Here is a 26,511-nt window from a genome sequence, read left to right on the forward strand (position 1 = left end):
CGGTGTTGGTCTAACGCTGCGCAAACTTTCGGGCTCTGGGGGCTATGATGACGATCAAGAACGGGCTGACCTATGCGGCCGCTGGCGTGGATATCGACGCAGGCAACGCGCTTGTCGAGCGAATCAAACCGGCGGCCAAACGGACCAATCGGGCGGGCACCATGTCTGGCCTTGGTGGATTTGGCGCGCTGTTCGACCTCAAGGCCGCGGGCTATTCCGACCCCATACTCGTGGGCGCGACCGATGGCGTCGGCACCAAGCTGCGCATCGGTATCGACACCGGCCACGTCGACGGCCTTGGCATCGATCTGGTCGCGATGTGCGTCAACGATCTGGTGTGCCAAGGGGCCGAGCCTCTCTTCTTTCTCGACTACTTTGCCACCGGCAAGCTGGACGTCGATCAGGCCGCTCGCATCGTGGAGAGTATCGCCGAGGGCTGTGTGCGCTCTGGCTGTGCGTTGGTGGGCGGCGAAACCGCCGAGATGCCCGGCATGTATGCCAAGGACGATTTCGACCTAGCCGGCTTTGCCGTTGGCGCGATGGAGCGGGGCACAGCCCTGCCAGACGGCGTGACCGAGGGGGATGTGATCCTTGGCCTCGCCTCCGATGGCGTTCATTCCAACGGTTATTCGCTGGTCCGCAAGGTGATGGAGATGGCCGGGATCAATTGGGACACGCCCTATCCGCATGGGGACGTGACGGTGGGCGAGGTGCTGCTGACGCCGACACGCCTGTATGTCCTGTCCGCCCTGGCTGCGATCCGGGCCGGCGGCGTTCATGGGTTGGCCCATATCACCGGCGGCGGCCTGACCGAGAATCTGCCCCGCGTCTTTCCCGAGGGGTTGGGAGCCGAGATTGATCTGAATAGCTGGGAATTGCCGGATCTGTTCAAATGGCTTGCCGACCTCGGCGGCATCGAGGGGCGCGAGCTGCTCAAGACGTTCAACTGCGGCGTCGGGATGACCCTGATCGTCGCGGCCGACCGCGCCGATGCGCTGGCTGACCAGTTGCGGGCCGAGGGCGAGACCGTCTACCGGCTTGGAACTGTCATCAAGGGCAGCGGCGTCACCTACAAGGGGCAGTTGTGAGCACTGGGCATAAGCGGACCGCGATCCTGATTTCGGGTGGCGGTTCGAATATGGAGGCTTTGGTGCGGTCGATGACCGCGGACCATCCTGCGCGCCCGGTTCTGGTGCTGTCGAACGATCCGGAAGCCGGCGGGCTGGCCAAGGCCCGCAAGCTCGCTGTGCCGACCTTTGCCGTCGATCACAGACCATATGGCAAGGACCGGGTCGCATTTGAGGCAGAGCTCAGCCGGATACTCGCCGCTGCGAAGATCGATCTGATCTGTCTGGCAGGGTTCATGCGCGTCCTGACGCCCGGTTTCACGGCCGATTGGAAGGGACGGATGCTGAACATCCACCCCTCTCTTTTGCCTAAATACAAGGGGCTGCATACCCATGCACGGGCGTTGGAGGCAGGCGACACGGAGCACGGTTGCACGGTTCACGAAGTGACAGCGGATCTGGATGATGGTCCGATCCTCGGGCAGGCAAAGATCACGATCGAGCCGGGAGATACTCCCGACAGCCTCGCCGCGCGGCTGCTGCCGTTGGAGCACCGGCTGTATCCTGCCGTGCTTCGCCGGTTTGCCGCAGGCGACAAGTCTCCGGTCTATCTCTAGGCGACCACCCGGGCTTCCCATGCCTTGAGACACCGCCGTGCGGTGCCTGGTCGGGACGCTGTTCCGGCAAGCTCGGGGAACAGTTCGATGATCTCCGCCCGGGCGTCTCTTGTCATGGACCTGAGGGCCATATCACCCAGATGAAGGCTCTCGGACGGGATGCCTTCCGCAAACACGATCTCGTGCCGGTCAAAGGTCATGTGGTAATAGCTTACTTCACCACCGCTGATCTGCCGGATGGTCTGATCGTTGACCAGATGCTTGGCCGCGACAAAGACTTCGTCTTCGCCAAAACAAACCTCGGCCCGCCAGCCCCGGATCAGCATCCGATGCTCGGGCGAGACCACAAGTTTCCGCCGGTTGCCAAGGCTTCCGGCAGCGAATTCGATCGGGGCAAAGCGCCCGAGGGCCGGCACGGTGCGTGCGCTGATCCATCGGATCCGCTGTGGCCCGTGATCGAGCGTGTGCACGAAATCGCCAACCCGAAGATCCTCGATCCGCCTTGTGCCGTCAGGCACCCTGATGCGTGTACCCTTGGCAAAGCAGGGCACAATGGGCGGGGTCGACGGGAATGCGTCGAATTCCAGTTGTTCGGATCGAAGCGGATACTTGCCGGGCCCGTATCGCACATCGCCTTCTTCCAACCCGTTGACGTCGAACACGATGTTGTCGGGGCTCGTGAAGATTTGATGCTCTGACGAAGACGCCCGGCCCTGAAACTGATCGTCTTGCGGGTTCAGGCTGGAATAGATCGGAGGCGAGGGCGGATCGGTGTCTGGATAGGCATAGATCGCGACGAACTGACCGTTTTGAAACGAGCCGTCGCCATCGGTGACTTGGGTGATCTCGACCCGAAAGATATCTGTCTCTGACCCAAGCGTCTCCACGCCGTTCAGGGTGACCTTCACGCCGTTACTGTTCCCGCTCATCGACACGGAATCGTAGATTCCGATCTGATTGCCGGTCAGATAAATCGTTTCGGTGGCCACCGCTCGGCCCCTCTGAGACTGTGCCCCCCCGGGCGCCTCTTATTTTCATTAACACTATCGGTAAAATTGTGTTCAGGCAAGTTGGCTGTCGCGATCTATTTGATCGGCTGAATCGGTGTTGTATCCGCTTGCAACGCATATTCGGCAAGGGCCAGCCCGACCGCACCTGACACGGCGAAACCGATGGCCAGATACAGAGCCTGTCCGTCGTAGGCCGCGCCCAGACCCATCGCGAAAAGGGCGGCGACGAGGCTGGAACCGGAGGCGATCAGCGAAGCGCCCAGCCCGGCCATCCGGCCCAAACTCTGCATGGCCATTGCATTGAGATTGCCGAAAAGAACGCCAATCGCAAAGAAGCTGCCAAAGCAAAGCCCCATGAACACCGCGAGCGGCGGAGACCCATCATGCGAGAAAGAGGCAACGGCGAGCAGCACGCCCGAGCCGGTCAGGCCATAAAACCCCGCCCGTGCCATCCTGTTCATCCCGAACCGCGAGACCAGCGATCCATTGAGGAACGACGCCAGCCCTGTCGCCGCCGCAATGACCGCGAAATAGACCGGAAACCCGGTGCTGATGGCATAGGCATCGTAAAACAGATCGACCGCCGTGCTCAGAAACAAGAGTTGCGTTCCGAACACCAGTCCAGTGGCCAAGATGAGTGCAGAGACCCGCCCACTGGCCAGAATATGGCCAGCGTTTCGCGCCAAGGGCAGAAGGCGCAGCGGCACCCTGCGTGCCTGCGGGAGGGTCTCTGGCTGACGCAGGGCGACCCAGAGCCCCAAGGTCAGTGCAAATGCGAGATATGCGGCAAAGATCGGCCGCCAGCCGGCCAGCAGGATGACCCCTTGCCCCAGAAACGGTGCCAGCATCGGCACAAAGATGATGATCGAAAATATCATCGACATGACGCGGGCCATGGCGTCGCCCTCGAACTGATCGCGGATCATCGCTCGGGTCGCGATCTTGGGTCCGGCGACCCCGACGCCTTGCAGAAAGCGCCCCAGAACCAGCACCTCGATCGAACCGGCGAACAGGGCGAGGAGGGTGCCGGCCAGATACAGCCCAAGCCCCAGAAACAGCGCAGGTTTGCGTCCGATCGCATCGGAAATCGGCCCGATGGCGATTTCTCCAAATGCCATGCCGAGAATGAACAGCGAGATGATCGACTGTGTCGAAAGAGGCGGCGCGGCCCCCAGCTCTAGGCCGATCGCCCGCAGCCCCGGCAACACCGCATCCATGCTCATCGCCGTAAGCGAGGTGAGCATGGCATAGAGCAGGATATGTTCGCGGGTCCGGGGGATGTGCCTGGCGCCTTGTTCGTGCGGATATTCAATCCTGCTGATACGCCGCTGGTTGGACGGAGACCAGTGCAGGAATACACGCTTAGATAGTGCGATCCTCCCGCCGGTGATGGTGATCGTGCAGGCGCTGCGCGCCGTCGGCGGACGGTCGCAGCCTTGCGGCCGCGAAGCCTTTCCTTTGGTAAACCATTCGCCTAGACTGTTGAAAAGCCGTCAGACCGGCACCCCGGGGCACCGGAACGGGTTAAAAACAGGCAGGCCGCAATGCAAGTTATCACTACCACAGACGCTTTGGCAGAATACTGCGCCAAGGCAGCGACTGTTCCCTATGTGACCGTCGATACCGAGTTTCTCCGCGAGCGGACCTATTTCGCCAAGCTCTGCCTCGTGCAGGTGGCCATGCCGGGAAACACAGACGAAAATGCCGTCTTGATCGACCCGCTCGCCGAAGGCATCAGCCTCGAGCCGCTGTATGACCTGTTTCGCAACGAGGCGGTGGTCAAGGTGTTTCATGCCGCCCGGCAAGACCTTGAAATTTTCTGCGTCGATGCGGACGTGATCCCGAGCCCGCTGTTTGATACCCAGGTCGCGGCGATGGTTTGCGGATTTGGCGAACAGGCCGGATATGAGACCTTGGTGCGCAAGATCGCAAAGGCCGAAGTCGACAAATCCTCGCGCTTTACCGATTGGTCGCGCCGCCCGCTGAGCCAGGCGCAGATGAAATATGCCTTGGCCGATGTCACGCATTTGCGGGTGGTCTATGAATACCTTGCCGCCGAGCTGGAAAAATCCGGCCGTGCGCGGTGGGTTGCGGAGGAAATGGCGGTGCTCAACGATCCGGACACCTATCTGGTCGATCCGGAAAAGGCATGGATGCGCATCAAGACGCGCACGACATCGCCCAAGTTTCTGGCGATTGTCCGTGAATTGGCCAAGTTCCGGGAGACTTATGCCCAAGACCGCGACGTGCCGCGCTCGCGGGTGTTCAAGGACGATGCGCTGATCGAATTGGCCTCGACCAAGCCGCAGAACGAGCAGGATCTGGGCCGCTCGCGCCTGCTATTGCGTGAGGCGCGTCGTGGCGACATTGCCGAGGGTATCCTTGCGGCGATTCAGACCGCGCAAGCCTTGCCGCAAGAAGAGCTTCCCAAGCCGGACAAGCAGCGCCAGCAGATGCAGGTGAACCCCGCATTGGCGGATTTGCTGCGCGTCCTTCTGAAGGCCAAGGCGGAAGGCGAGGGGGTTGCGCAGAAGCTGATCGCCACCTCGGCCGAGCTGGACATGATCGCCAGCGGTCAGCGCAAGCTGCCGTCGCTCAGCGGCTGGCGCGGCGAAGTGTTCGGCACCGACGCGCTATTGTTGTGCGAAGGCAAGGTGGCCCTGATGGCCAAGGGCAACGACGTGGTCACCATCCGTCTCTAGCCGGCATCGGAAGTGCGACCCTGACGGGGGTGGACGTTGGTCGTCCGCCCACCTAAGTCCTGAGATGACAACACCGACAGGAGCCCGTCATGGCCACGGAAGCCTTTGAAGAAATCGCGGAAACCTTTGATTTTCTGGACGATTGGGAAGACCGCTATCGTCATTTGATCGACATGGGCAAGGCCATGCCGCCGCTGGACGACGCCTTCAAGGTGCCGGCCACCAAGGTCAACGGCTGCGCCAGTCAGGTCTGGCTCGTCCCGCATCGCGACGATGGGCTGTTCCGGTTCGAGGGCGATAGCGACGCGATGATCGTCCGGGGCCTGATTGCGGTCCTTGCGGCGCTCTACAACGATCTGCCTGTCGATGAGGTGGCCAAGGTGGATGCGCGCGCCGAATTGGGCCGGTTGGGCCTTAACGAGCACCTGTCCGCGCAGCGTTCGAACGGGGTGAGGGCAATGGTCGAGCGGATCGGGCAATTCGCGGCGGAGTGAGTCTTGGGGCTCTGCCCCAAACCCCGGGATATTTTCAACCCAAAGAAGGGCCGAGCCGCGCCAGGGCTTTTTCGAGGTCGCCGTATCCTGTCCTGCGATGCTCGAAGGCGAGGCCGAGGCGATCAGCATGGGATCGTGCCAAGTCCGTCAGGGCCGGATCATCCGTCTGTGATTGGTAGACCAGCTTTGTGTAGTTGCCGAAATACATGTTGCGCAATTCGGGATGCCGGTCGAGCCCAAGTGGCCGCCAGACGAAGGCATCGAACTGTTTGACCAAGAAGTCGGTCAGGTAAAAGGCGGTGATCTCGTTGCGCTCTGCGAAGGCTGCGTTTCCCTCGAAGAAGCTGTAGCAATGCGGGCCTTCGATCATTCTGACGCCCAAACGGTCGCAGGCGGCCTGCAGGTGCCCTCCGGTGCCGCAATCCGCATAGACCACGAAAATCGTCTCGTAGTCCTTGCGGTGCTTTTCGATGGCCTGCTCGACCCGCGGCGTGATCTGTTCGGGATGATTGTGCAGGATCGCCGGCAGACACTGCAGGTCGAGATGGGTCCAGTTGTTGGCCCGTTTCAGCGCCAGGATTTCATGTGCCAGCGCCCCGCAAGCCAAAAGCAAGACTGACCCCTTGCCCGTGGCGGCAAGTCCGGATTGGGTAAGCGACTGGTCGTCGAGTGTCATCGCAATCTGACAGCGGTGCCGTAGGCGACGATCTCGGAGGCGCCGTTCATGATCGCGGAGGTTTCCATCCGAAATCCGATGACCGCGTTGCCACCCATCGCCTTTGCCTCTTCGCACATCCTGTCGATTGCCTGCTCGCGGGCGCCGGCCAGCATCGAAGAGTAGCCCTTCATCTCTCCGCCGACGACGTTGCGCAGCCCGGCCATGATATCGGTGCCGATATGTTTGGCGCGCACTGTAGCGCCGCGCGCCAGACCGAGGGTTTCCGCGACGTCGCGTCCGGCGACTGAATCTGTCGTGGTGATCAACATTATTTCTCTATCCGATCGTAGTGATCGTCTTCGTCATTGCCCAAGCGTTCGGCAATGACCCGCCAGATGATATAGGCAACCAAAGCGGTCGGGATGGCGATCGCCAAAGCACCGCCCGGGCTGACGGTCGAGGCCACGAGGATCGACCCCACCCAGATCGTGGCACCGGCCGCGGCAACCACGATCACGAGAATGAGCATCAGGCGTTCTAACGGCATGGGCATCTCCTTTGCCCAATAGATAGGAACGAAATGGGCGGAGGGGTAGGGGCGGCTAGGCTGTCGCCCCCTGATTATGCTTGCGCGCCACGAAGGTCTTGGCGGTTTCCACGGCGACGGCCGCGTCGCGGCAATAGGCGTCAGCCCCGATGGCTTTGCCGAATTCTTCGTTCAAAGGCGCACCCCCGACGAGCACGATGTAATCGTCGCGGATACCCTTTTCCTTGAGGGTGTCGATGACGACTTTCATATAGGGCATGGTCGTCGTCAGCAGGGCGGACATGCCAAGGATATCGGGCCCTTCCGCTTCGAGAGCTTCCATGTAGCTCTCGACGGCGTTGTTGATCCCCAGATCGACCACTTCGAAGCCTGCGCCTTCCATCATCATGGACACGAGGTTCTTGCCGATATCGTGGATGTCGCCTTTCACGGTACCGATCACCATCTTGCCGACGCGCGGTGCCCCGGTTTCGATCAGGAGCGGCTTGAGGATCGCCATCCCGCCTTTCATGGCGTTTGCAGCCAAGAGCACTTCGGGCACAAAGAGAATACCGTCCCGGAAGTCGTTGCCCACGATGGTCATGCCGCCGACCAGAGCCTTGGTCAGCACGTCGTAGGGGGCCCATCCTCGTTCGATCAGGATGTTGACGCCTTCTTCGATCTCTTCTTTGAGACCGTCGTAGAGGTCGTCGAACATTTGCGCGACGAGATCCTCGTCATCAAGTTCGGAGAGGATGATTTCGTCGTCGTCAGCCATTGGGTTCCCTCTCGTGGGGCATGTTGGTGTTCGTCTGATTTGCCGCAAAAAGCGGTTTCGCGTCTGAATGGTTTGCGACACTGCCTGACGCGCGACCGACGCAAGATCAATGGAATAATGCGCAGGAGGATCATGAGCCTATTTCATGCGTTCCTCTTTTGTTCTAAAATGGCCGCATGGATGCAGTGACGCCAATTCCGTCGAGCCGCCGAAAGGGCCGTGCCGCGACGAGCAATCAGACCAACAGATTCGAGCGTTTGACGCGGATCGCAACCGACGATGGTTGGGATCTGTCCGAGGACTTGCCGCCCTTGCGAACAGAGGTAACGGATGAAGTGCCGCGCCGGGTGATCACGAGGAATTCCTCGCCGGATCTGTCGTTTGACAGGTCGATCAATCCCTATCGCGGTTGTGAGCATGGGTGCATCTATTGCTTTGCGCGTCCGTCGCACGCCTATCTCGGGCTCTCGCCCGGCCTCGATTTCGAAACCCGGCTGATCGCCCGGCCAGAGGCGCCCGATGTGCTCCGCAAGGAATTGATGGCCAGGCGATACAGCCCGAAGGTCATCGCCATCGGGACCAACACGGACCCCTATCAACCTATTGAAAAGACGCGCGAAATCATGCGCGGATTGTTGCAGGTTCTTGCTGAATTCAACCATCCGGTCGCAATTGTCACCAAAGGCAGCCTGATAGAGCGGGATATCGATATCCTCGCGCCGATGGCCGATAAAGGTCTGGCGAGGGTTGGAATCTCGATCACGTCGCTCGATCCGAAAGTGGCCCGTGCGATGGAACCGCGAGTGCCGGGACCAGCGAGAAAACTGCGCACGATCAAGCTTTTGTCCGAGGCCGGTATCCCGGTGAGGCTGATGGTGTCTCCTGTGGTGCCCGCCCTGACAGACCACGAGCTGGAGGCGATCCTTGCCGCTGGTGCCGATGCCGGTGCGGTGGCTGCTTCGTCCATCGTGCTTCGCCTGCCCAGAGAGGTCGCCCAGCTGTTTCGCGACTGGGTGGAAGAGACGTTCCCGGACAGGGCGGCCCGGATCATGGGGCGGGTGCGGGAGCTGCATGGGGGGCGGGACTATGATCCGGAATTCGGCGTCCGGATGACGGGGCAGGGGAAATGGGCCGAGATCCTGAAGCAGCGGTTCGATTTGTCCTGTCGCAGACTGGGATTGGACCGACGGTTGCCGCCATTGCGCACCGATCTGTTTCGCGTGCCGCCAGCAGCAGGCGAACAACTGGACTTGTTCGGGCCAAAAGACCGTTAACCAAGGTTGATGGGTATGAAGCGACGGGATCGGCCTGCGGTAAGACGTCGGTCCGACGTCGGTATCGGGGCGGTGTCGAATTCGGTTGGCTCGGCCGCCCGAAATCGTAAACCGCGCGTCACGGTCGTGCCAGAACCACTTAATATCCGGCCGACGCGGAGGCAGGCCTATGGGGCGACATTCCTCGCTTTTTCCAAGTGCAATGACCGCATTCGACCGCCCCGGCAAAAAGCCGGCGTTTCCCGTCTTGACGCGCCCAATCGTGCCGCTTAGAAGCCCCACTACGTTCGGCGAAAGCAGGACGACAGTATCGCGCGGTTGTAGCTCAGTTGGTTAGAGTACCGGCCTGTCACGCCGGGGGTCGCGGGTTCGAGCCCCGTCAACCGCGCCACTGTCATCCCTGAAATTCGCCAGATTAAATGCGCGGTTGTAGCTCAGTTGGTTAGAGTACCGGCCTGTCACGCCGGGGGTCGCGGGTTCGAGCCCCGTCAACCGCGCCATTTATCTCCTCTCCCTCGATATCCCGATGCCGACCTGATCGAGATGTGCGGCACGTCGTGCCGCATGCCTCCGGCGGGGATATTTCAAACCCAAAGAAGTCATGAGCGCTCGCCCTCCTTCTTTGGGTCAAAAATATCCCCGCCGGAGGCTCCGACAGATCAATCGGCGCTGAGGGCGTCGAGGATGCGAGCCCAGCTCCGCATGCCTCTATGAAAGCTGTCCATCGAGTATTTTTCGTTGGGCGAGTGGATCAGATCGTCGTCCCGCCCGAATCCGATCAGCATCGAATCAAGTCCGAGGATGGATTTGAAATAGCCGGCGATCGGGATCGAGCCGCCGCCGCCGACAAAGGCCGCCGGTCGTGGCCATTCGAGTGATAGCGCTTGCCGCGCGATCTCGAAGGCCGGATCGGAGGTGGCCATGACGCTTGCGGGGGAGCTTCCGTGCCCGTGGAACTCGACGGTGCAGTCGCCGGGCAGCAGCGCGCGCACCATCTCTCGGAAGCTTTCCCTGATCTTGTGCGGGTCCTGGCTGCCGACCAGACGGAAGCTGATCTTTGCGCGTGCTTCGGATGGCAGTACCGTCTTGAACCCGTCACCGGTGTAGCCCCCCGTGATCCCGTTGACCTCGCAGGTGGGCCTTGCCCAGATCATTTCCAGAACCGACCGACCGGCTTCGCCTGCCGGCTCTGACAGCCCGACATCCGCCAGAAAGCCCTCTGCGTCGAAGCCCAATGCCTCCCACTGCGCCCGAAGCTCGTCGCTCAGCTCCGGCACCCCGTCGTAGAAGCCGGGCACGGTCACGCGGCCCGTGTCGTCGTGCAGAGCCGCAATGACCCGCGCCAGAACCCGGATCGGATTGATCGCCGGTCCGCCATACATGCCTGAATGCAGGTCCATGTCCGGCCCCTTGATGACGATCTCCTCACCGAGAAGTCCGCGTAGCATCGTGGTGATCGCCGGGGTTTCGTCGTCGAACAGCCCGGTGTCGCAGATCAGCGCGATGTCGGCGTCGAGTTCCTCGCTGTTTTCCTTCAGAAACGGAATGAGCGAGGGCGAGCCCGATTCCTCTTCTCCTTCGAAAAACATCGTCAGTCTGGTCGGCAGGGTGCCGTGCACCGCTTTCCAGGCCCGGCACGCCTCGACGAACGTCATCAGCTGTCCCTTGTCGTCTGCCGTGCCCCGACCGCGGATGACCTTGCCCTTTGGCGTGTCCTCGACCTGCGGATCGAAGGGATCGTTGTCCCAGAGGTTCAGCGGATCGACCGGTTGCACGTCGTAGTGTCCATAGAACAGTAGGTGACGACCGCTGTCGCCCGCGTGCCCGACCACCATCGGGTGCCCCGGTGTGTCCCGCTTCGACGTCTCGAACCCGATGGATTGCAGGTCTTTGACCAGCCAGTCGGCGGCGCTGTCGCAATCCCCCGCGAAGGCGGGATCCGTCGAGATCGACTTTATCCGCAACAAATCTTTGAGCCGCTCAATCGCGGCGGGCAGGTCGTTGTCGATGTGCTCGAGCACTGCGGAGAGACGATCGGTAGTCATTGGAAGCCCTTTTTGATCCATGTCAAAGCGCAGCCTAGGCCTTGTCCTTCAGAAGTCCATAGAGGGTGGCGCCCTGTGCATCTGCACACAGGGGCGTCAATTTGTAGCGTATTGCCCTGCGAAGGGGCACTCTATATCAACCAAGAACGCTTAGGACGATTAAGCCTGCTGCACGGAAGAAGGGGATGACCCAAGTGGAATACGACGCCCAGCTTGATGCTGCCATTGGCCGCTTGCACGAAGAAGGTCGCTACCGGACGTTCATCGACATTGCCCGCCGTCGCGGTCAATTCCCCCACGCGACATGGTCCAAGCCCGATGGCACCGAGGTGCCTGTCACGGTGTGGTGCGGCAACGACTATCTCGGAATGGGCCAGCATCCCGTCGTTCTGGCCGCCATGCACGAGGCGATCGACGCTGTCGGTGCCGGCTCTGGCGGGACCCGCAACATCAGTGGCACGACCGTCTATCACAACCGGCTGGAGGCTGAGTTGGCCGATCTGCACGGCAAGGAAGCGGCCTTGCTGTTCACCAGCGCCTACATCGCCAATGACGCGACGTTGAGCACGCTGCCCCGCCTGTTTCCCGGCCTGATCATCTATTCCGACAGCCTCAACCATGCCTCGATGATCGAAGGTGTCCGCCGCAACGGTGGTGCCAAGCGCATCTTCCGCCACAACGATCTCGATCACCTGCGCGAGCTTCTCGCCGCCGACGATCCCGCCGCACCCAAGCTGATCGCCTTTGAGAGCGTCTACTCGATGGACGGGGATTTCGGCCCGATTCGCGAGATTTGCGATCTGGCAGACGAATTCGGCGCTTTGACCTATCTCGACGAAGTGCATGCCGTGGGCATGTATGGCCCCCGCGGTGGCGGTGTGGCCGAGCGCGACGGGTTGATGGACCGCGTCGACATCATCAACGGCACGTTGGGCAAGGCCTTTGGCGTGATGGGCGGCTATATCGCGACCAGTGCCAAGATGGCGGATGCGGTTCGCTCTTATGCGCCGGGCTTTATCTTCACCACCTCCTTGCCCCCGGCGATTGCCGCCGGTGCGGCTGCGAGCGTGGCTCACCTCAAGCAGGATCAGGCGCTGCGCGCCGAGCACCAGACACAGGCCAGCATCCTGAAGCTGCGCCTCAAGGGCCTTGGCTTGCCGATCGTGGATCACGGCAGCCATATCGTTCCCTTGATCGTGGGCGACCCCAAGCACACCCAGTTGATGTCGGATATGTTGCTGTCCGATCACGGGATTTATGTCCAGCCGATCAACTTCCCCACGGTGCCCCGTGGCACCGAGCGTCTTCGCTTTACCCCGTCGCCCGTTCACGGTCCGCGTGAAATGGATGCACTTGTTAAGGCATTGGACACTCTTTGGAGCCACTGTGCGCTGAATCGTGCCGAGCTAGCCGGTTAAGCTTTTCTGCCCATGCATCGATAATTCGTGTATGCTAGGGAAAACATAGTAATTCCTTTAACAGCGAATCGTTGTTGAAGCGGGCAGGCACAAGTACGGCGGGATTCGGGGATGATTGGGCGCGGCTTTCGACGCAATAAAGCCACGGAAGAAGTTGAAGCCAAGGGCTTTGACGCTTTCGAGTTGCGTCTTGGCGATCTCATGCGCGGTGAGCGGGCGACCATGGGCAAGAGCCTGTTGGACGTTCAGCGCGAGCTGAAGATCAAGGCCGCCTATATTGCGGCGATCGAGAATGCCGACCCTACCGCCTTTGACACGCCCGGTTTTATCGCCGGCTACGTCCGGTCCTATGCCCGCTATCTGAATATGGACCCCGATTGGGCGTTCGAGACGTTCAGCCGTGAAAGCGGTTTCGCGACGGCGCATGGCATGTCTGCGGCCGCGTCGTCGGTCAAGCCGAGCCGTGAAGAGCGGCTGGCCGCCGGTGGCAGCGGCAAGGATATCTTCGTGTCGTCCGCGACCCCGTTCATCCCTGCAGGCGAGCGCATGTTCTCGGGCGTCGAGCCCAAGGCCGTCGGCTCCATGCTGGTGCTTGTCGCTCTGATCGGTGGCTTGGGCTATGGCGGCTGGTCGGTCTTGCAAGAGGTGCAGAAGGTGCAGTTCGCGCCGGTGGAGCAGGCTCCGACCGTCGTCGCAGAGATCGATCCGCTGTCCGGTGGCACTCGCCCCGAAGCCCCATCCCCGACTGAGGTCGCGACGATCCTGCCGTCTCCCGAGGCTCTTGATCGGCTCTATCGCCCGCAGGCGCTTGATGTGCCTGTGATGGTGGCCCGTGACGGGCCGATCGTGGGGATCAACCCCGCCGCCGGCGGCGTGCTGGTCGCGGAAGCGCCAGACTTGCCGACCGCCGCGCAACTGGCACAGGCCGAACCCGTCGCACCGGCGCAGCCTGACCTGTCGGGCGTGCGCGTGACCGAGGGGCCTGCTCCCGAGGTGATGCTGGTCGCTGTGCGTCCGGCGTGGGTCCGCGTCCGTTCGGCCGATGGCAGCACACTCTACGAAGGCATCATGGATGCGGGCGACAGCTATGCCGTTCCTGCGACTGAAGAGCCTGCGACACTGCGGATCGGCGAATCCGGCGCCGTCTATTTTGCGGTGAACGGTACCGCCTACGGCCCTGTCGGGCCGCGCGGCACGGTGACATCGAATGTTGCCCTGTCGGTCGAGAACCTGACCTCGACCTATCAAGTGGCCGATCTGGATAGCGATTCCGATCTGGCCGAACTGGTCAATGTGGCCGAAGTTCAGATTTCCGAATAAAACCGGCGTCTTTTAGGCGAGACAAATCGCCCGCATTTGCGTGAGAGCCGTTGTGACGGGCTGTCCGTCTGCTTAGGTTGACGTCAAACAGCCGAACCAAAAGGCCGATTGCAATGTCTATCAACCACATTCGCCCATGGCGGAACATCTATCGTCGCACTTCTCGCAAGATCATGGTGGGCAACGTCCCTGTGGGCGGCGACGCCCCGATCACCGTGCAGACGATGACCAACACCCTGACCACCGACGTCAAGGCGACGATCGAGCAGGTGCAGCGTGCCGCCGAGGCGGGGGCCGATATCGTCCGCATTTCGGTGCCCGACGAGGAGTCGAGCCGGGCGCTCAAGGAGATCGTCCGCGAGGTGAGCGTACCGATCGTGGCCGATATTCATTTCCATTATAAGCGTGGGATTGAGGCCGCGGAGGCGGGCGCGGCATGTCTGCGTATCAACCCCGGCAATATCGGCTCTGAGGCCCGCGTAAAGGAGGTCATCAAGGCTGCCCGTGACCACAATTGCTCGATCCGCATCGGTGTGAATGCAGGCTCTTTGGAAAAGCATCTGCTCGACAAATATGGCGAGCCGACTCCGGATGCGATGGTTGAAAGCGGTCTCGATCACATCAAGATCCTGCAGGACAACGACTTTCACGAGTTCAAGATCAGTTGCAAAGCCTCTGACGTGTTTATGGCCGCCGCCGCCTATCAGCAACTGGCCGAGCAGACTGACGCCCCGATCCATCTGGGCATCACCGAGGCCGGTGGTTTGACATCCGGCACCATCAAGAGCGCCATCGGGCTTGGCAATTTGCTCTGGATGGGGATCGGCGACACGATCCGCGTGTCGCTTAGCGCCGATCCGGTGGAGGAAGTGAAGGTCGGCTATGAGATCCTCAAGTCCCTGGGCCTGCGCCATCGCGGTGTGAATATCATTTCCTGTCCGTCCTGCGCCCGTCAGGGCTTTGACGTGATCAAGACCGTGGAGATTCTCGAAAAGCGGCTGGAGCATATCAAGACCCCGATGAGCCTGAGCATCATCGGTTGCGTGGTCAATGGCCCCGGCGAGGCGCTGATGACCGACGTGGGCTTTACCGGCGGCGGCAATGGCTCTGGCATGATCTATCTGGCGGGCAAGCAGAGCCACAAGCAGAGCAACGAGGATATGATCGAGCATATCGTCGAGCAGGTGGAGCGCAAAGCCGCGGAACTGGAAGCGGCGGAGGCGGCGACCGCGGCGGAGTGATCTGACCGCCGCGACCTGTCAAAAGGTGCGCCTTGCGGCGCATTACCTTGTCTTCGCCCCCCTATGCGGGGGGCTCAGCTGCGGGTGACTCTGTCAGTTGCCTCGCACTTCGGCGAGGATCAGCTCCATTTGGTCGAGCGGCACGTAGCCGCGCAGCATTTGATCGTCGAACACGAAAGTCGGCGTGCCGGAGATTTGCATCTGGTTGGCCAGTTGCCGGTTGGTGGCGATGATGCCGTTGACCGCGTCGCTATTCATCTCGGCGATGATGCTGTCGCTGTCCAGGTCGTAGGCTTCGCCCAGCCGCGACAGGCTGTCGAGCGTGATGTCGCCGCGGAAGGTCATCAGGGCGTCGTGCACCAGTTTGTAGGCTTCGTCACCGTCGACCTGTTGGGTCGCGATGGCGAATTGTGCGGCCAGCACCGATTGTTCGCCCAGAATGGGGAATTCCTTGATGATGAACCGCACGTTGCCGTCCGCGGAGATCAGCTCTTCGACCTCGGGGAAGGCCCGTTTGCAGTAGCCGCACCGGTAATCCATGAACTCGACGATGGTGACGTCGCCCTCCGGGTTGCCCCCCACGTAGGAGAAGCCGTCGTTGAACAGCGCATCCTGATAGGCGCGCGCCAGGTCGACGTCGGCGTTGGCTTGCGCCTGCTGCTCGCGTTGTTCCAGAACGCCGATGGCCTCCATCAGCACTTCGGGGTTCTCCAGCAGATAGGCCCGGATCTCGGCGCGGAAGGTTGCCCGTTCCTCGTCTGTCATGGACGCGAGGTCCGTGGCGGCGGCGGAGCTGCCGAGGGCGAGGGCCAGAAGTGGGCCGGAGATCAGGCGTGTCAGCATGTTGTCATTTCCTGTTGCGTGGTCGGCGGCGGTCGTCTGTTCGTGCCGCCGTCAGATCATACCCATTGCGTGGTGCCAAGGTCTGTCCATTGACGCGCCCCCCGACCCCGGTCCATTACAGGAGCAAGAATAGAGGGCAGGGGATGAAAAACTCAACCCGGGGGCAGGTCGATCCCTTTATCGTGATGGATGTGATGGAGGCCGCTCGCGCCGCTGAGGCGGCGGGCCGGCACATTATTCATATGGAGGTGGGCCAGCCCAGCACCGGTGCGCCTGCGGCCGCAATTGCCTCTTTGCGCGACGAGATGTCGCGTGATGCCTTGGGCTATACTGTTGGTCTTGGTCTGCCGGAACTGCGCGTCCGCATCGCTCGGCACTATGCCGAGTGGTACGGCGTGACCCTCGATCCCGCCCGTGTCGTGATCACCTCCGGTGCGTCGGGCGCCTTCATTCTGGCCTTTACCGCGCTGTTTGACGCGGGGCAGCGGGTCGGCCTCGGTGTCCCTTGCTATCCGTCGTATCGGCAGATTTTGCGGGCGCTGGATTTGACTCCGGTCGATATTCGCACCCGGATGGAGCATCGCCTGCAACCGGTTCCCGCGCAGATCACCGCCGATCTGGACGGGCTCATCGTCGCCTCGCCCGCCAATCCGACGGGCACCATGCTGGACCGCGACGCGATGGCCGCATTGGCCGCAGCCTGTGATGCGGCCGGGGTGTCGCTGATCTCGGACGAGATTTACCACGGGCTGAGCTATGGCACCCGCGCTGTGTCGGCGTTGGAGGTGACGGACGAAGTCTATGTGATCAACTCGTTCTCCAAGTATTTCTCGATGACGGGTTGGCGCGTCGGCTGGATGGTCGTCCCGCAGGATCATGTGCGCATTGTCGAGCGGCTGGCCCAAAACCTGTTCATCTGTGCGCCTCACGCGGCGCAACGGCTGGCCCTCGCCGCGATGGATTGCACCGAGGAGCTGGAGGCGAACGTGGCCGTCTATGCCGCCAACCGCGATGTGTTGATGCAAGGGCTTGCGCAGGCCGGATTTGCCACACTGGCCCCGCCGGACGGGGCGTTTTACGTCTATGCCGACGTGAGTGCCTATACCGATGACGCTCGCGCCTTTGCCGCGGAGATCCTCGCCGAAGCCGGTGTCGCCGTGACCCCCGGATTGGACTTTGACCCGACCGAAGGGCAGGGCTGGCTGCGATTTTCCTATGCCCGCTCGACCGAGGATGTGACGGAAGGCGTGGCCCGTTTGGTACGGTTCATGGCGGGGCGGCAAAAGATGAGGGCTTTGGCATGAGGCGGATGCTCTTGGCGATGGTGTGCGCCGCTTTGGCATCGCCGGTATTGCCTCAGGACTTCAGTGGTTTGGCCCGTCTCGACGTGGCCCAAAGTCAGGTCCGCGACGCAGGCACCGGTATTGCGGTGACGCTCTATCTGTCTCAAGCGGTGCCATACCGCGTCTTTACGCTGGAGGAGCCGGCCCGTCTGGTTCTGGATTTCCGCGAGGTTGATTTCCGAGGGGCGAGCAGGGCGGCGCTGCTGAATGCAGACGGGGCCGTGGACCTGCGCTTTGGCGCGTTGCGCCCGGGCTGGTCGCGTCTCGTCATCGATCTGGCAGGTCCGATGGTGGTGACCGAGGCCGGGATGGCTGTCGACACTCTCGACGGGACGGCGGATCTGCGGGTGCTGTTGCGTGCGGCCAGTGCTGCGGAGTTTGCGGCCGCCTCCGGCGCGCCGCCGGATCCCGACTGGGACTTGGGCGTCGACCTGCCTGCCGCGCTGGAGGCTGTCGGGCAACAGGAGGACGGCCCCGTCGTGGTGGTGATCGACCCCGGCCACGGGGGAATCGATCCCGGGGCCGAGCGGGCCGGAGTGATCGAAGCCGACGTGATGCTGCAACTGGCGCTGGAATTGTCCGAGGCGCTGGCGCGGGCCGGCGGCTTTGCCCCGGTTCTGACACGCGAGGCGGACATCTTTGTTCCCTTGGCGGAGCGCATGACGCTGGCTCGTGCGGCGAATGCCGACGTGTTGCTTTCGCTTCACGCCGATGCGCTGGACGAAACCACAACCCGCGGCGCATCAGTCTACACATTGTCGGCCGAAGCGCAGGATCAGGCCAGCGAACGCATGGCGGAGCGGCATGATCGCGGGGATCTGCTGGCCGGCGTCGATTTGTCGGGGCAGGACGATACCGTCGCCACCGTTTTGATGGATCTCGCCCGGCTGGAGACCGGACCCAGTGCCGAGCGATTGGCCCAATCCATTGTAACCAGTCTTGGCGACGCAGGTGCCCGGATGAATTCCCGCCCCCGTCGTGAGGCGCAGTTGGCGGTGCTCAATGCTGCCGATTTCCCGAGCGTTCTCATCGAAGTGGGATTCTTGTCCAACGACACCGACCGTGCCCTGATCGCGAGTGCCGAGGGCAGGGCGGTGATCGTGGCGGGGCTGGTGCAGGCCCTGCAACGCTGGCGAGCCGATGAAGAGGCCCGCGCCCCACTGATCCGCCAATAGCATGCCTGACCTGATCTGCCGGGCCCCGACCCCATGACCTAAACGTGAGCGGGCAATTGCCGCTTTGCGCCCTGCACCGGGCGATGATCTTTTGACCATCGCCCGGCGGCCCCATATAAGCGGGACGAAACTAGGGGGTCGTTCTGCCCATGCTGCGCTTTATCATGTCGTTTTTCGGTGGCATCTTTTCGATGGTCACCCTCGGGGCCGGGATGGCCGCGCTGACGATGGGCGCCGTTTTCTATATGTATGGCCGTGATTTGCCCTCTTATGAGGTGCTGTCGCAATACACCCCGAAGACGATCAGCCGGATTTATTCCGGCGAGGGCCGCATCATCGACGAATTCGCCGTAGAGCGCCGTCTGTTCACCCCCGCCGAGGACATCCCGGACCTGATCAAGCACGCCTTTGTCAGTGCCGAAGACCAGAATTTCTATACCCACCCCGGCTTTGACATTCGCGGTATCGCGGCGGCGGCCGTCGAGGCGGTGCGCGGCCAGGGTCTGCGCGGGGCGTCGACGATCACCCAGCAGGTGATGAAGAACTTCCTTCTGGACGGTTCCCGCACGGCGGAGCGCAAGATCAAGGAGATCATCCTCGCGGTTCGCATCGAGCAGGCGATGGACAAGGAGCGTATCCTCGAACTGTATCTCAACGAAATTTTCCTCGGGCAGAACAGCTACGGCGTCGCCGCTGCGGCTCAGGTCTATTACAACAAGCCTCTTTCGCAGTTGACCGCCGGCGAAGCCGCCTATCTGGCCGCTCTGGCGCAGCGCCCCGGCAATTTGCACCCGGTGCGCCAGTCTGAGGACGCGATCAACCGCCGCAACTACGTGCTGCGCGAGATGTTTGAGAACGGTTACATCGACCGCGCGACGATGGAGGCCGATCAGGCCGCACCGCTGCGCACGGTGCAGAATGGCGATTACGAGAGCTTTCGCTCGACCTTGCCGCCGCGTGACTATTTCACCGACGAGATTCGTCGCCAGCTGAGCGCCAACTTCGGCGAGGACGAATTCTTTGGCGGTGGCCTCTCTGTGCGCGCGACCATCGACCCCGATCTGCAGATCGAAGCGGCCCACGCCCTGCAACGTGCGCTGGAGCAGTTCGATCGCGGCCTTGGCCGCTGGCGGGGCACCGGCAAGACCATTGCGCCGGAAGACCTCGAAACCGAGGAACGCTGGCGTGCCGCCTTGGCCGAGACATCGATTGCCCGCGACATCACTCTGGAAAACACGTGGTATCCGGCCGTCGTGCTTGAGATTGGCGACAGCCAGATGCGTCTGGGCATCGAAGGCTGGGAAGAGGGCGACCCGGAGCCGGTCGTTCCGCGCAACGACATCGACTGGATCCGCGGCAATTTCGCGGAGAACTTTGACGTGGGCGACGTGGTTCACGTGCGCCGGATGACCCAGGACAGCGACGGTTCGTTCATCCGCTGGACGCTGCGTCAGGTGCCGCAGGTGCAGGGCGGGTTCATGGCGATGGACGTCAACACCGGCCGGGTCTTGGCGATGCAGGGCGGATTTTCGTATCAGCACAGCGTCTTCAACCGCGCCACGCAGGCGCGTCGTCAGCCCGGCTCCGCCTTCAAGCCGTTCGTCTTTGCCGCAGCTCTTGATAGCGGTTACAGCCCTGCAACGATCATCGTCGACGCCCCGATCGAGATCAACACGCCGCAGGGTGTCTGGCGTCCGCAGAACTCGTCCAACCGCTACTACGGCCCGACGCCCCTGCGCACCGGGATCGAGCAATCGCGGAACCTGATGACCATTCGTCTGGCCCAAGAGGTCGGTATGAACGTCATTGCGAACTATGCCGAGCGGTTCGGCGTCTATGACGACATGAACGAGGTTTTGGCGAACTCGCTGGGCAGTCAGGAGACGACGCTGTTCCGTATGGTGGCCGCCTACGCGATGTTTGCCAACGGCGGCGAGCGCGTCGAGCCGACGCTGGTGGACCGTGTGCAGGACCGCTATGGCAACACCGTCTATCGCCACGATCAGAGCATCTGCCCCGATTGTCAGGACATGGCGCTGGCCTCCGGGCAGGCCCCTCGTATCCAGACCGACCGCGACCGCATCATGAATGCCGTGACCGCCTATCAGCTGACGTCGATGATGGAAGGTGTGGTCCAGCGAGGCACCGCCCGTGGTGTGAACCTGCCGGTTCCGATCGCAGGCAAGACAGGCACGACCAACGACGCCAAGGATGTGTGGTTCGTGGGCTTTTCCTCGAACATCGCCGCCGGTTGCTACATCGGCTACGACACCCCACGCTCGATGGGCGGGGCCTCTGGCGGCGGTGTCTGTGCGCCGGTGTTCGAGGCCTTCATGCGTCAGGCCATTCAGGAATACGGCGGTAGGGCGTTCCGCGCCCCCGACGAGTGCCGCTTTATCAAGATCGACCGGTTCTCCGGTGCTCGTCTGCCGGATTCGGCTTCGGGCGACAATGTGATCGCAGAGTGTTTCCGCGACGGCGAGGAGCCGGTGTTCGGCATCACCTTCGACGGTGGCTTTGCGATGGCGGCGGACCTGCCCTTGGTGGACGAATTGCAGGCGACACGCACGGCTCCGTCGGCTTCGGGCGGCACGGCACAAATTGGCCCCCGCGCGAGCTTTGGCAGCCTGTCGTCGGGTGGCCTCTACTAAGGCGGAGAGCGGAAAACCCGAACTGACTTCGGGTCGCTCTCTTGCCCGTTCTGCCAGCAACGGATAGACCCTGTCTCAGCCCTATACAGGACCATCTGACATGCGCGCCGAGACGCAAAATACCATTGCCGCGATTGAAAAATCCCTGAAACTTCTAGCTCAACGGCTGGATTGGGACACTGCCAAGCACCGTCTGGAGGAGTTCGACGCCCGCGTCGAGGATCCCACCCTTTGGGACGATCCCGAGGCGGCGCAAAAGCTGATGCGTGATCGTCAGATGCTGGTCGATGCGATCGGCAATTACGAATCCCTGTCTCGCGATCTGGCCGACAATGTAGAGTTGATCGAATTGGGCGAGATGGAGGGCGATGCCGACGTGGTGACCGAGGCCGAAGAGGCCCTGAAGGCCGTTCGCGCGACCGCCGCCCAGAAAGAGATCGAAGCCCTGCTCGACGGCGAGGCGGATGGCAACGACACCTTCCTCGAGATCAACTCGGGCGCGGGCGGCACCGAGAGCTGCGACTGGGCCAGTATGCTTGCCCGGATGTATGTTCGCTGGGCCGAGAAGAAGGGTTACAAGGTCGAGCTGCAATCCGAGAGCCCGGGCGAAGAAGCCGGGATCAAATCCGCCGCCTACAAGATCAGCGGTCCGAATGCTTACGGTTGGCTGAAGTCGGAGAGCGGTGTTCACCGCCTCGTTCGTATCAGCCCCTATGATGGCGCCGCGCGCCGCCATACGTCGTTCAGTTCGGTCTGGGTGTATCCCGTCGTCGACGACAATATTGAGATCGAGGTGAACCCCTCGGACATTCGGATCGATACCTATCGCTCCTCGGGTGCCGGTGGTCAGCACGTGAACACGACCGACTCGGCCGTTCGGATCACCCACATTCCCACCAATATCGTGGTGACCAGCTCGGAGAAATCCCAGCACCAGAACCGCGATATTGCGATGAAGGCTCTGAAGTCCCGTCTGTACCAGATGGAACTGGACCGCCGGAACGCGGCCATCAACGAGGCCCACGAGAACAAGGGCGACGCAGGCTGGGGCAACCAGATCCGCTCCTATGTCTTGCAGCCCTATCAGATGGTCAAGGACCTGCGCACCGGTTTCGAGACGAGCGACACGCAGGGCGTTCTCGATGGCGATCTGGATGGTTTCATGGCGGCGACGCTTGCCTTGCAGGTCTCGGGGATGAGCCGGGCGGACGCCACGGCGGAGGACTGATTTTCGCAACCTCCGGCGGGCCGAACTGCCGCGTCGCGTCCGTCAGGCGCTTGTCCTCCGATCGCCGCGTGACGTACGCGACGCCCGGCGCACCCTGTGACCGATGGCCCCAGGCAAGGCGCTCCCCGCTTGACAGGCCCTTCCGGACTGTCGCCAATGGTGACGAGAGGGGGAGGGCAGATGACGAAGACAGTAGAACTGCGCCCGGCCGATATTTTGCCCGAGGTCGGATCGGTGACGCTCCACGAACTGTGGTTGTGCCTGAAGGCGGGCGTCTACGATTTCCGCCGCGCTCCGGCGTTTGGGCTATTCTTCAGCGCCGTCTACGTGCTCGGCGGATTTGCCATGCTTTGGCTAGGCGCGGGCCATGTGACCTGGACGCTGGCGACGGCGCTCGGCTTTCCGCTGGCTGCCCCTTTTGCGGCCGTGGGGCTTTACGAGGTCAGCCGTCGGTTGGAAGCTGGCCTGCCGCTGGTCTGGAGTGAGGTTCTGGGCGTCGTCTGGGCGGAGCGTGGCCGACAGATCCCGTGGGTCGGTGCCATCATCGTCTTCTATTTCCTGTTCTGGACCTTCCTTGCGCATATGATCTTTGCCCTCTTCATGGGGCTGAGTGCGATCACCAATATCTCGGACAGTTTCGCTCTGTTTCTGGGCCCGGACGGTCTGCGCATGATCGCGGTCGAGATGGTCGTGGGCGGGCTGCTTGCGTTCTTGCTGTTTTCTCTGACGGTGGTGAGCCTGCCGCTGTTGCTGGACAAGGAGGTCGATTTCGTCACCGCGATGATCCTGAGTGTCCGCGTGGTGTCGGCGAACCTGTTTGTGATGCTGGTCTGGGCGGGACTGATTGCGCTGATGACCCTCGCGGCGCTGCTGCCTTGGTTTCTTGGCCTGATGGTGGTGCTGCCGGTGTTGGGCCATGCAACGTGGCATCTGTATCGCCGGGCGCTGTATGAGCCCTACTGAGCGTTGACGTCGCCTGATCCGAATGCCGCGCCTGCGGCGCGATTTCTCCTTCTCTCGCCCCCCTCCGGGGTGCGCTCGGATAGGCGCTCGTGGCGTCGTCGTGCATCAACAGAAGAGGCGCGGCCCCTGTAGGTGCCGCGCCTGACGTTTTGTACCGGTCGGACCGCTTTTAGCTGCCGGTCGTAGGCTTCGCGCTCGGGGCGGAGGTACTGGCGCTTGACGGGGCCGAGGTGGTGCTGCTCGACGGCATGGTGGGCCGGGGTGCACCGGTGCTCAGCGGATCGTCCTGCCGTTGCACGGAGCCTTCGAAATGGGCGCCGGATTCGATGGCGATCGTCTTGTGGATGATGTCTCCTTCGACGCGCGCCGACGAGGTCAGCCGCACCTTGAGACCGCGCACCCGGCCAACGATCCGGCCGTTGATCACGACGTCATCGGCGACGAGTTCGCCCTTGATCGTGGCGCCTTCGCCGATGGTCAGAAGGTGCGCCCGGATGTCGCCTTCGATCTGGCCTTCGATCTGGATGTCGCCGGAAGTCTTGAGGTTTCCTTTGATGTGCAGATCAGCGGACAGCACCGATGCTGGCGGCTTTGTCTTGGGCGCGGCAGACGGGGTATAGCTGCTGCTGGCCGAAGAGGGGGCCGGGCTGCCTGTGGCCGGAGTTGAGGCCGGGGCGGCATTGTCGCCGGACTTGGGGCCGGGCTCGTTGATTTTGCTCTTAGAAAACATCTCTTCCAGCTCTTATGTAGATCATCGGGTTGACGGGATTGCCACCGACACGGACTTCATAATGGAGATGAGGTCCGGTCGAACGTCCAGAATTCCCCATATCACCGATCCGGTCGCCGCGCGAGACTCTTTGGCCAACTTGAACGTTTATTCTGTTCAAATGCGCGTAACGGGTCTCGATGCCGAACTCGTGCTGGATCTTGATGAGCCGGCCATAGCCGGACGACCAGCCGGCGCTCGTGACGACGCCATCTGCGGTGGCATAGATCGGCGTGCCGATCGGCGCCGCGAAATCGGTGCCGGCATGGAGCCGGCCCCAACGCTGGCCGAAACCGGACGTAAAGCGGAAATCGGATTTGACGGGCATGTCGAAGGGCGCCCGCTCTGCCGCGATCCTGTAGAGATTTATCCGGTCCATCGAATTGAGGATGGCGTTGGCCCGCAGACCGTCTGCATCCGGCTCTCCGCCCATCGTCGAGAAGGAGAGCGGCGTCAGCGGACCGCCGGTGCCGGAGTAGCCACGCCGCACCTGATTGATGAGGTTGTCCGGATCCATGCCGGCGGCACGGAACATGTCGTCGAGCGGCTCGACCGACACCAGCATCGCTTCTTCGAGCTGGCGGAAAATCTCGTCGTTGCGCTGATCCATCTGCTCGATCCGCGCCTCGAGTTCGGCGGCATGACCAAGGGCGAATTCCGCATCGGCGGCGATCATGTCGCGCTCTTCGGCGGTGTCGGCCAGTGCGGCGGCCAGAATATCGACCGTTCCGGTCAATTCGTCCGTGGCGGCCCCGCCGATGGCGCCGCCATTACCATCCTCGAGTGCGGTTTCGAGGGAGGCGAGCCGCTCTTGCGTCTCTGTCCGCTCCATCATGGTCCGACGCAATGTCGATTGAACGACGTCGAGGCCGGTCTCGAGTTCGCGCCGCCGGTCTTCGGAGCGCAGCAACTCGGTCTGCATGATGGAGATCTGCTCGAGCGCGGTCGAGAACCGGTTCTGTGCGGCGACCGCTTCGGCCAGGCGCACGTCGCGTTCGGCGGAGAGTGCGTTGAGCCGCTCTTCGTAGACCATCTTGTCGCGCTGCGCCTGCGCACGGAAATTTCCGGCACCGATGCTGTCCATCAGCAGAACGGCGGTGGCGATGATCGTCCAGCCGACGATCAGGGTGCTGCCGGTCCAAGCCAGGAGTTGTGTTTCGGGCTTCAGCCGGATGAAACGGGTTTGTTCGTCGGACCGCAGAAACAGTCGTTTTTCAGGAAAACGCTTCTCAAGCGCAGCGTGTAAGGCTTGTCCGATCCTAGTTCTCAACTGATCTTTCCCGTCCCTTGGTTGGCCCCGTTTGGCCATGCCTTTCCGTGCGAGGCGCTGATCCCAACAGCGGACTCACGAGGTCGGGGATACAAAGCATGTGGGTCACACGCAACAAATTTGCGCAAAAACACACACTTTCAGGTGCTTGCTGCATCAAACAGGCGGGTTTTTGCCGACGCGTGCGCAACCTTGCCGATACACTGTGCGCAAATGCCGCGGCGTCAGGCCTCTTCTGCGAGCGGCCAGTAGAAATCGGGCGGGATTCCGGCTTCGGCCCGCTTTTCCTCGTTGAACGGCGGTTTCAGCGTGGCGTGGAAGTAGCGTCGGACCAGATCGTGGAAGGCCACGGTGGGGTCGAGCTCGTGCCGCCCGCAGAGAAAGTGGAACCATTTCGAGCCGTAGGCGACGTGGTGCACCTCTTCGGCATAAATCACCTTGAGCGCCTCGACCGCCTGTGTATCGCCGTGTTTTTCGAAAAGCTCGATCATCCCGGGTGTCACGTCGAGCCCGCGTGCCTCGAGCACCATCGGCACGACGGCCAGACGCCCGAGGAAGTCGTCCTTGGTGTCGCGTGCGGCCCGCCAGAGCCCTTCGTGAGCGGGCAGGGCGCCGTAGTGGCTGCCCTTCGCCTCAAGGCAATCGCACATCAGGTTGAAGTGCTTGCTTTCCTCGTCCGCCGATTTGACCCAGTCGTCGTAGAAGCCGATCGGCATCGGCGTGTCGCAGAAGCGGGCGATGATGTCCCAGTGCAGGTCGACGGCGTTGAGTTCGATATGTGCCACGGCGTGCAACAGAGCGATCCGTCCGGCCGGATTGCCCGGCTTTCGCTTGGGCATGTCTTTTGGGCTGAGCAAGGCTGGGGCCTCTGGCCGGGCCGGGTTCAGCGGCGGGAAGCTCTTGCCGATCTCGGGGGCTTCACCCCTGGCCCGCGCGGCCTGCCATGTCGCGGCGTGCTGCCGCGACAGCGCGGTCTTGGCCCGCCCGTCGGCGGTGGTGAGCACTTGGGTGGCCATTTCGGCAAGGCTGAGCATTGGCAATCCTTTTGAAGCGGCAATGACCGCAGGGGGCGCGTTGTGTCGGCCCGATCAGAGCAGAATTGAAGTGAGGTGGGTTTGG

At 62.2% G+C, this 26,511-nt stretch carries 24 protein-coding genes and 2 tRNA genes; 15 read left to right on the forward strand and 11 right to left on the reverse strand.

The features are described 5' to 3' along the window. Positions 1–44 precede the first annotated feature (44 nt). Both purM and purN read left to right on the forward strand, forming a co-directional pair. A complete protein-coding gene (gene purM, locus LOM8899_RS10030; protein WP_093992074.1) occupies positions 45–1,088 on the forward strand; it encodes a phosphoribosylformylglycinamidine cyclo-ligase in 1,044 nt (347 codons plus the stop codon). Further along, positions 1,085–1,684, forward strand: coding sequence for a phosphoribosylglycinamide formyltransferase (gene purN / locus LOM8899_RS10035; protein WP_093992075.1), 600 nt, complete (start codon positions 1,085–1,087; stop codon positions 1,682–1,684). Before purM ends, purN begins: the two co-directional genes overlap by 4 nt. On the opposite strand, the gene LOM8899_RS10040 is transcribed toward purN, so the two are convergent. Both LOM8899_RS10040 and LOM8899_RS10045 read right to left on the reverse strand, forming a co-directional pair. Then, positions 1,681–2,673, reverse strand: a complete 993-nt coding sequence (locus LOM8899_RS10040; protein WP_093992076.1) for a Hint domain-containing protein — start codon at positions 2,671–2,673, stop codon at positions 1,681–1,683. The genes purN and LOM8899_RS10040 overlap by 4 nt on opposite strands. Positions 2,674–2,768: 95 nt before the next feature. Further along, entirely contained in the window at positions 2,769–3,938 is a 1,170-nt protein-coding gene (locus LOM8899_RS10045) for an MFS transporter (RefSeq protein ID WP_211096183.1), read from the reverse strand. Positions 3,939–4,238: 300 nt separating this feature from the next. Here LOM8899_RS10045 and rnd point away from each other — a divergent pair, with 300 nt between their 5' ends. Together rnd and LOM8899_RS10055 are read left to right on the forward strand one after the other, a co-directional pair. Then, entirely contained in the window at positions 4,239–5,396 is a 1,158-nt protein-coding gene (gene rnd, locus LOM8899_RS10050) for a ribonuclease D (protein ID WP_093992078.1), read from the forward strand. Positions 5,397–5,485: 89 nt separating this feature from the next. Next, positions 5,486–5,890, forward strand: a complete 405-nt coding sequence (locus LOM8899_RS10055) for a SufE family protein (protein ID WP_093992079.1) — start codon at positions 5,486–5,488, stop codon at positions 5,888–5,890. A gap of 34 nt (positions 5,891–5,924) precedes the next feature. Here the strand turns inward: LOM8899_RS10055 and LOM8899_RS10060 are convergent, their stop codons facing one another. Genes LOM8899_RS10060 through LOM8899_RS10075 form a run of 4 tightly spaced genes read right to left on the reverse strand, consistent with a single transcriptional unit; the run spans position 5,925 to position 7,852 of the window. Further along, a complete protein-coding gene (locus LOM8899_RS10060) occupies positions 5,925–6,566 on the reverse strand; it encodes a DUF1638 domain-containing protein (RefSeq protein WP_093992080.1) in 642 nt (213 codons plus the stop codon). Further along, positions 6,563–6,877 carry a YbjQ family protein gene (locus LOM8899_RS10065; protein ID WP_093992081.1) on the reverse strand — a complete coding sequence of 105 codons (315 nt, stop codon included), beginning with the start codon at positions 6,875–6,877 and terminating at the stop codon, positions 6,563–6,565. The genes LOM8899_RS10060 and LOM8899_RS10065 overlap by 4 nt, the downstream gene beginning before the upstream one ends. Continuing rightward, positions 6,877–7,095: a hypothetical protein gene (locus LOM8899_RS10070; protein WP_093992278.1), complete on the reverse strand. Its 219-nt coding sequence runs from the start codon at positions 7,093–7,095 to the stop codon at positions 6,877–6,879. Before LOM8899_RS10070 ends, LOM8899_RS10065 begins: the two co-directional genes overlap by 1 nt. 55 nt (positions 7,096–7,150) lie before the next feature. After that, positions 7,151–7,852, reverse strand: coding sequence for a cobalamin B12-binding domain-containing protein (locus LOM8899_RS10075; protein ID WP_093992082.1), 702 nt, complete (start codon positions 7,850–7,852; stop codon positions 7,151–7,153). Positions 7,853–8,028: 176 nt separating this feature from the next. Here LOM8899_RS10075 and LOM8899_RS10080 point away from each other — a divergent pair, with 176 nt between their 5' ends. From LOM8899_RS10080 to LOM8899_RS10090, 3 genes are all read left to right on the forward strand, one after another. Next, a complete protein-coding gene (locus tag LOM8899_RS10080) occupies positions 8,029–9,126 on the forward strand; it encodes a PA0069 family radical SAM protein (protein WP_211096184.1) in 1,098 nt (365 codons plus the stop codon). Positions 9,127–9,440: 314 nt separating this feature from the next. Next, positions 9,441–9,517 (forward strand) — tRNA-Asp (locus tag LOM8899_RS10085). A 32-nt stretch (positions 9,518–9,549) separates the two neighbouring features. Further along, positions 9,550–9,626: transfer RNA gene (locus tag LOM8899_RS10090), tRNA-Asp, on the forward strand. Between the two features lie 159 nt (positions 9,627–9,785). Here the strand turns inward: LOM8899_RS10090 and LOM8899_RS10095 are convergent. Next, the gene (locus LOM8899_RS10095; protein ID WP_093992280.1) at positions 9,786–11,171 is read right to left on the reverse strand and encodes a M20/M25/M40 family metallo-hydrolase; all 1,386 of its coding nucleotides are present in this window, start codon (positions 11,169–11,171) and stop codon (positions 9,786–9,788) included. A gap of 194 nt (positions 11,172–11,365) precedes the next feature. Between LOM8899_RS10095 and hemA the strand changes: the two genes are divergently transcribed. The 3 genes from hemA (at position 11,366) to ispG (ending at position 15,150) form a co-directional block, all read left to right on the forward strand. Next, a complete protein-coding gene (hemA, locus tag LOM8899_RS10100; protein WP_093992281.1) occupies positions 11,366–12,589 on the forward strand; it encodes a 5-aminolevulinate synthase in 1,224 nt (407 codons plus the stop codon). 111 nt (positions 12,590–12,700) lie between these two features. Further along, positions 12,701–13,909, forward strand: a complete 1,209-nt coding sequence (locus LOM8899_RS10105) for a helix-turn-helix domain-containing protein (protein ID WP_093992083.1) — start codon at positions 12,701–12,703, stop codon at positions 13,907–13,909. Between the two features lie 113 nt (positions 13,910–14,022). Then, a complete protein-coding gene (gene ispG, locus LOM8899_RS10110; protein WP_093992084.1) occupies positions 14,023–15,150 on the forward strand; it encodes a flavodoxin-dependent (E)-4-hydroxy-3-methylbut-2-enyl-diphosphate synthase in 1,128 nt (375 codons plus the stop codon). Positions 15,151–15,243: 93 nt separating this feature from the next. Here ispG and LOM8899_RS10115 read toward each other — a convergent pair whose 3' ends face one another. Next, positions 15,244–15,993 carry a DsbA family protein gene (locus LOM8899_RS10115; RefSeq protein ID WP_093992085.1) on the reverse strand — a complete coding sequence of 250 codons (750 nt, stop codon included), beginning with the start codon at positions 15,991–15,993 and terminating at the stop codon, positions 15,244–15,246. Between the two features lie 143 nt (positions 15,994–16,136). Here LOM8899_RS10115 and LOM8899_RS10120 point away from each other — a divergent pair, with 143 nt between their 5' ends. From LOM8899_RS10120 to LOM8899_RS10140, 5 genes are all read left to right on the forward strand, one after another. Beyond that, entirely contained in the window at positions 16,137–17,297 is a 1,161-nt protein-coding gene (locus LOM8899_RS10120; protein WP_093992086.1) for a pyridoxal phosphate-dependent aminotransferase, read from the forward strand. Then, entirely contained in the window at positions 17,294–18,511 is a 1,218-nt protein-coding gene (locus tag LOM8899_RS10125) for an N-acetylmuramoyl-L-alanine amidase (protein ID WP_093992087.1), read from the forward strand. Before LOM8899_RS10120 ends, LOM8899_RS10125 begins: the two co-directional genes overlap by 4 nt. A gap of 149 nt (positions 18,512–18,660) precedes the next feature. Next, entirely contained in the window at positions 18,661–21,162 is a 2,502-nt protein-coding gene (locus LOM8899_RS10130; protein ID WP_093992088.1) for a penicillin-binding protein 1A, read from the forward strand. Positions 21,163–21,262: 100 nt separating this feature from the next. Next, positions 21,263–22,390: a peptide chain release factor 2 gene (prfB, locus tag LOM8899_RS10135; protein ID WP_093992089.1), complete on the forward strand. Its 1,128-nt coding sequence runs from the start codon at positions 21,263–21,265 to the stop codon at positions 22,388–22,390. Between the two features lie 180 nt (positions 22,391–22,570). Continuing rightward, positions 22,571–23,353 carry a DUF2189 domain-containing protein gene (locus LOM8899_RS10140; RefSeq protein ID WP_093992090.1) on the forward strand — a complete coding sequence of 261 codons (783 nt, stop codon included), beginning with the start codon at positions 22,571–22,573 and terminating at the stop codon, positions 23,351–23,353. 169 nt (positions 23,354–23,522) lie between these two features. On the opposite strand, the gene LOM8899_RS10145 is transcribed toward LOM8899_RS10140, so the two are convergent. The 3 genes from LOM8899_RS10145 to LOM8899_RS10155 all read right to left on the reverse strand — a co-directional run bounded on the left by LOM8899_RS10145 (position 23,523) and on the right by LOM8899_RS10155 (position 26,426). After that, positions 23,523–24,083: a bactofilin family protein gene (locus tag LOM8899_RS10145; RefSeq protein ID WP_093992091.1), complete on the reverse strand. Its 561-nt coding sequence runs from the start codon at positions 24,081–24,083 to the stop codon at positions 23,523–23,525. Next, complete coding sequence (locus tag LOM8899_RS10150; RefSeq protein ID WP_245820495.1) at positions 24,073–25,392, reverse strand: M23 family metallopeptidase; 1,320 nt, start codon at positions 25,390–25,392, stop codon at positions 24,073–24,075. Before LOM8899_RS10150 ends, LOM8899_RS10145 begins: the two co-directional genes overlap by 11 nt. A 224-nt stretch (positions 25,393–25,616) precedes the next feature. After that, the gene (locus tag LOM8899_RS10155; RefSeq protein WP_093992093.1) at positions 25,617–26,426 is read right to left on the reverse strand and encodes a ferritin-like domain-containing protein; all 810 of its coding nucleotides are present in this window, start codon (positions 26,424–26,426) and stop codon (positions 25,617–25,619) included. Positions 26,427–26,511: the final 85 nt, after the last annotated feature.

The organism is Flavimaricola marinus (assembly GCF_900184895.1).
GTDB classification, from domain to species: Bacteria; Pseudomonadota; Alphaproteobacteria; order Rhodobacterales; family Rhodobacteraceae; genus Flavimaricola; species Flavimaricola marinus.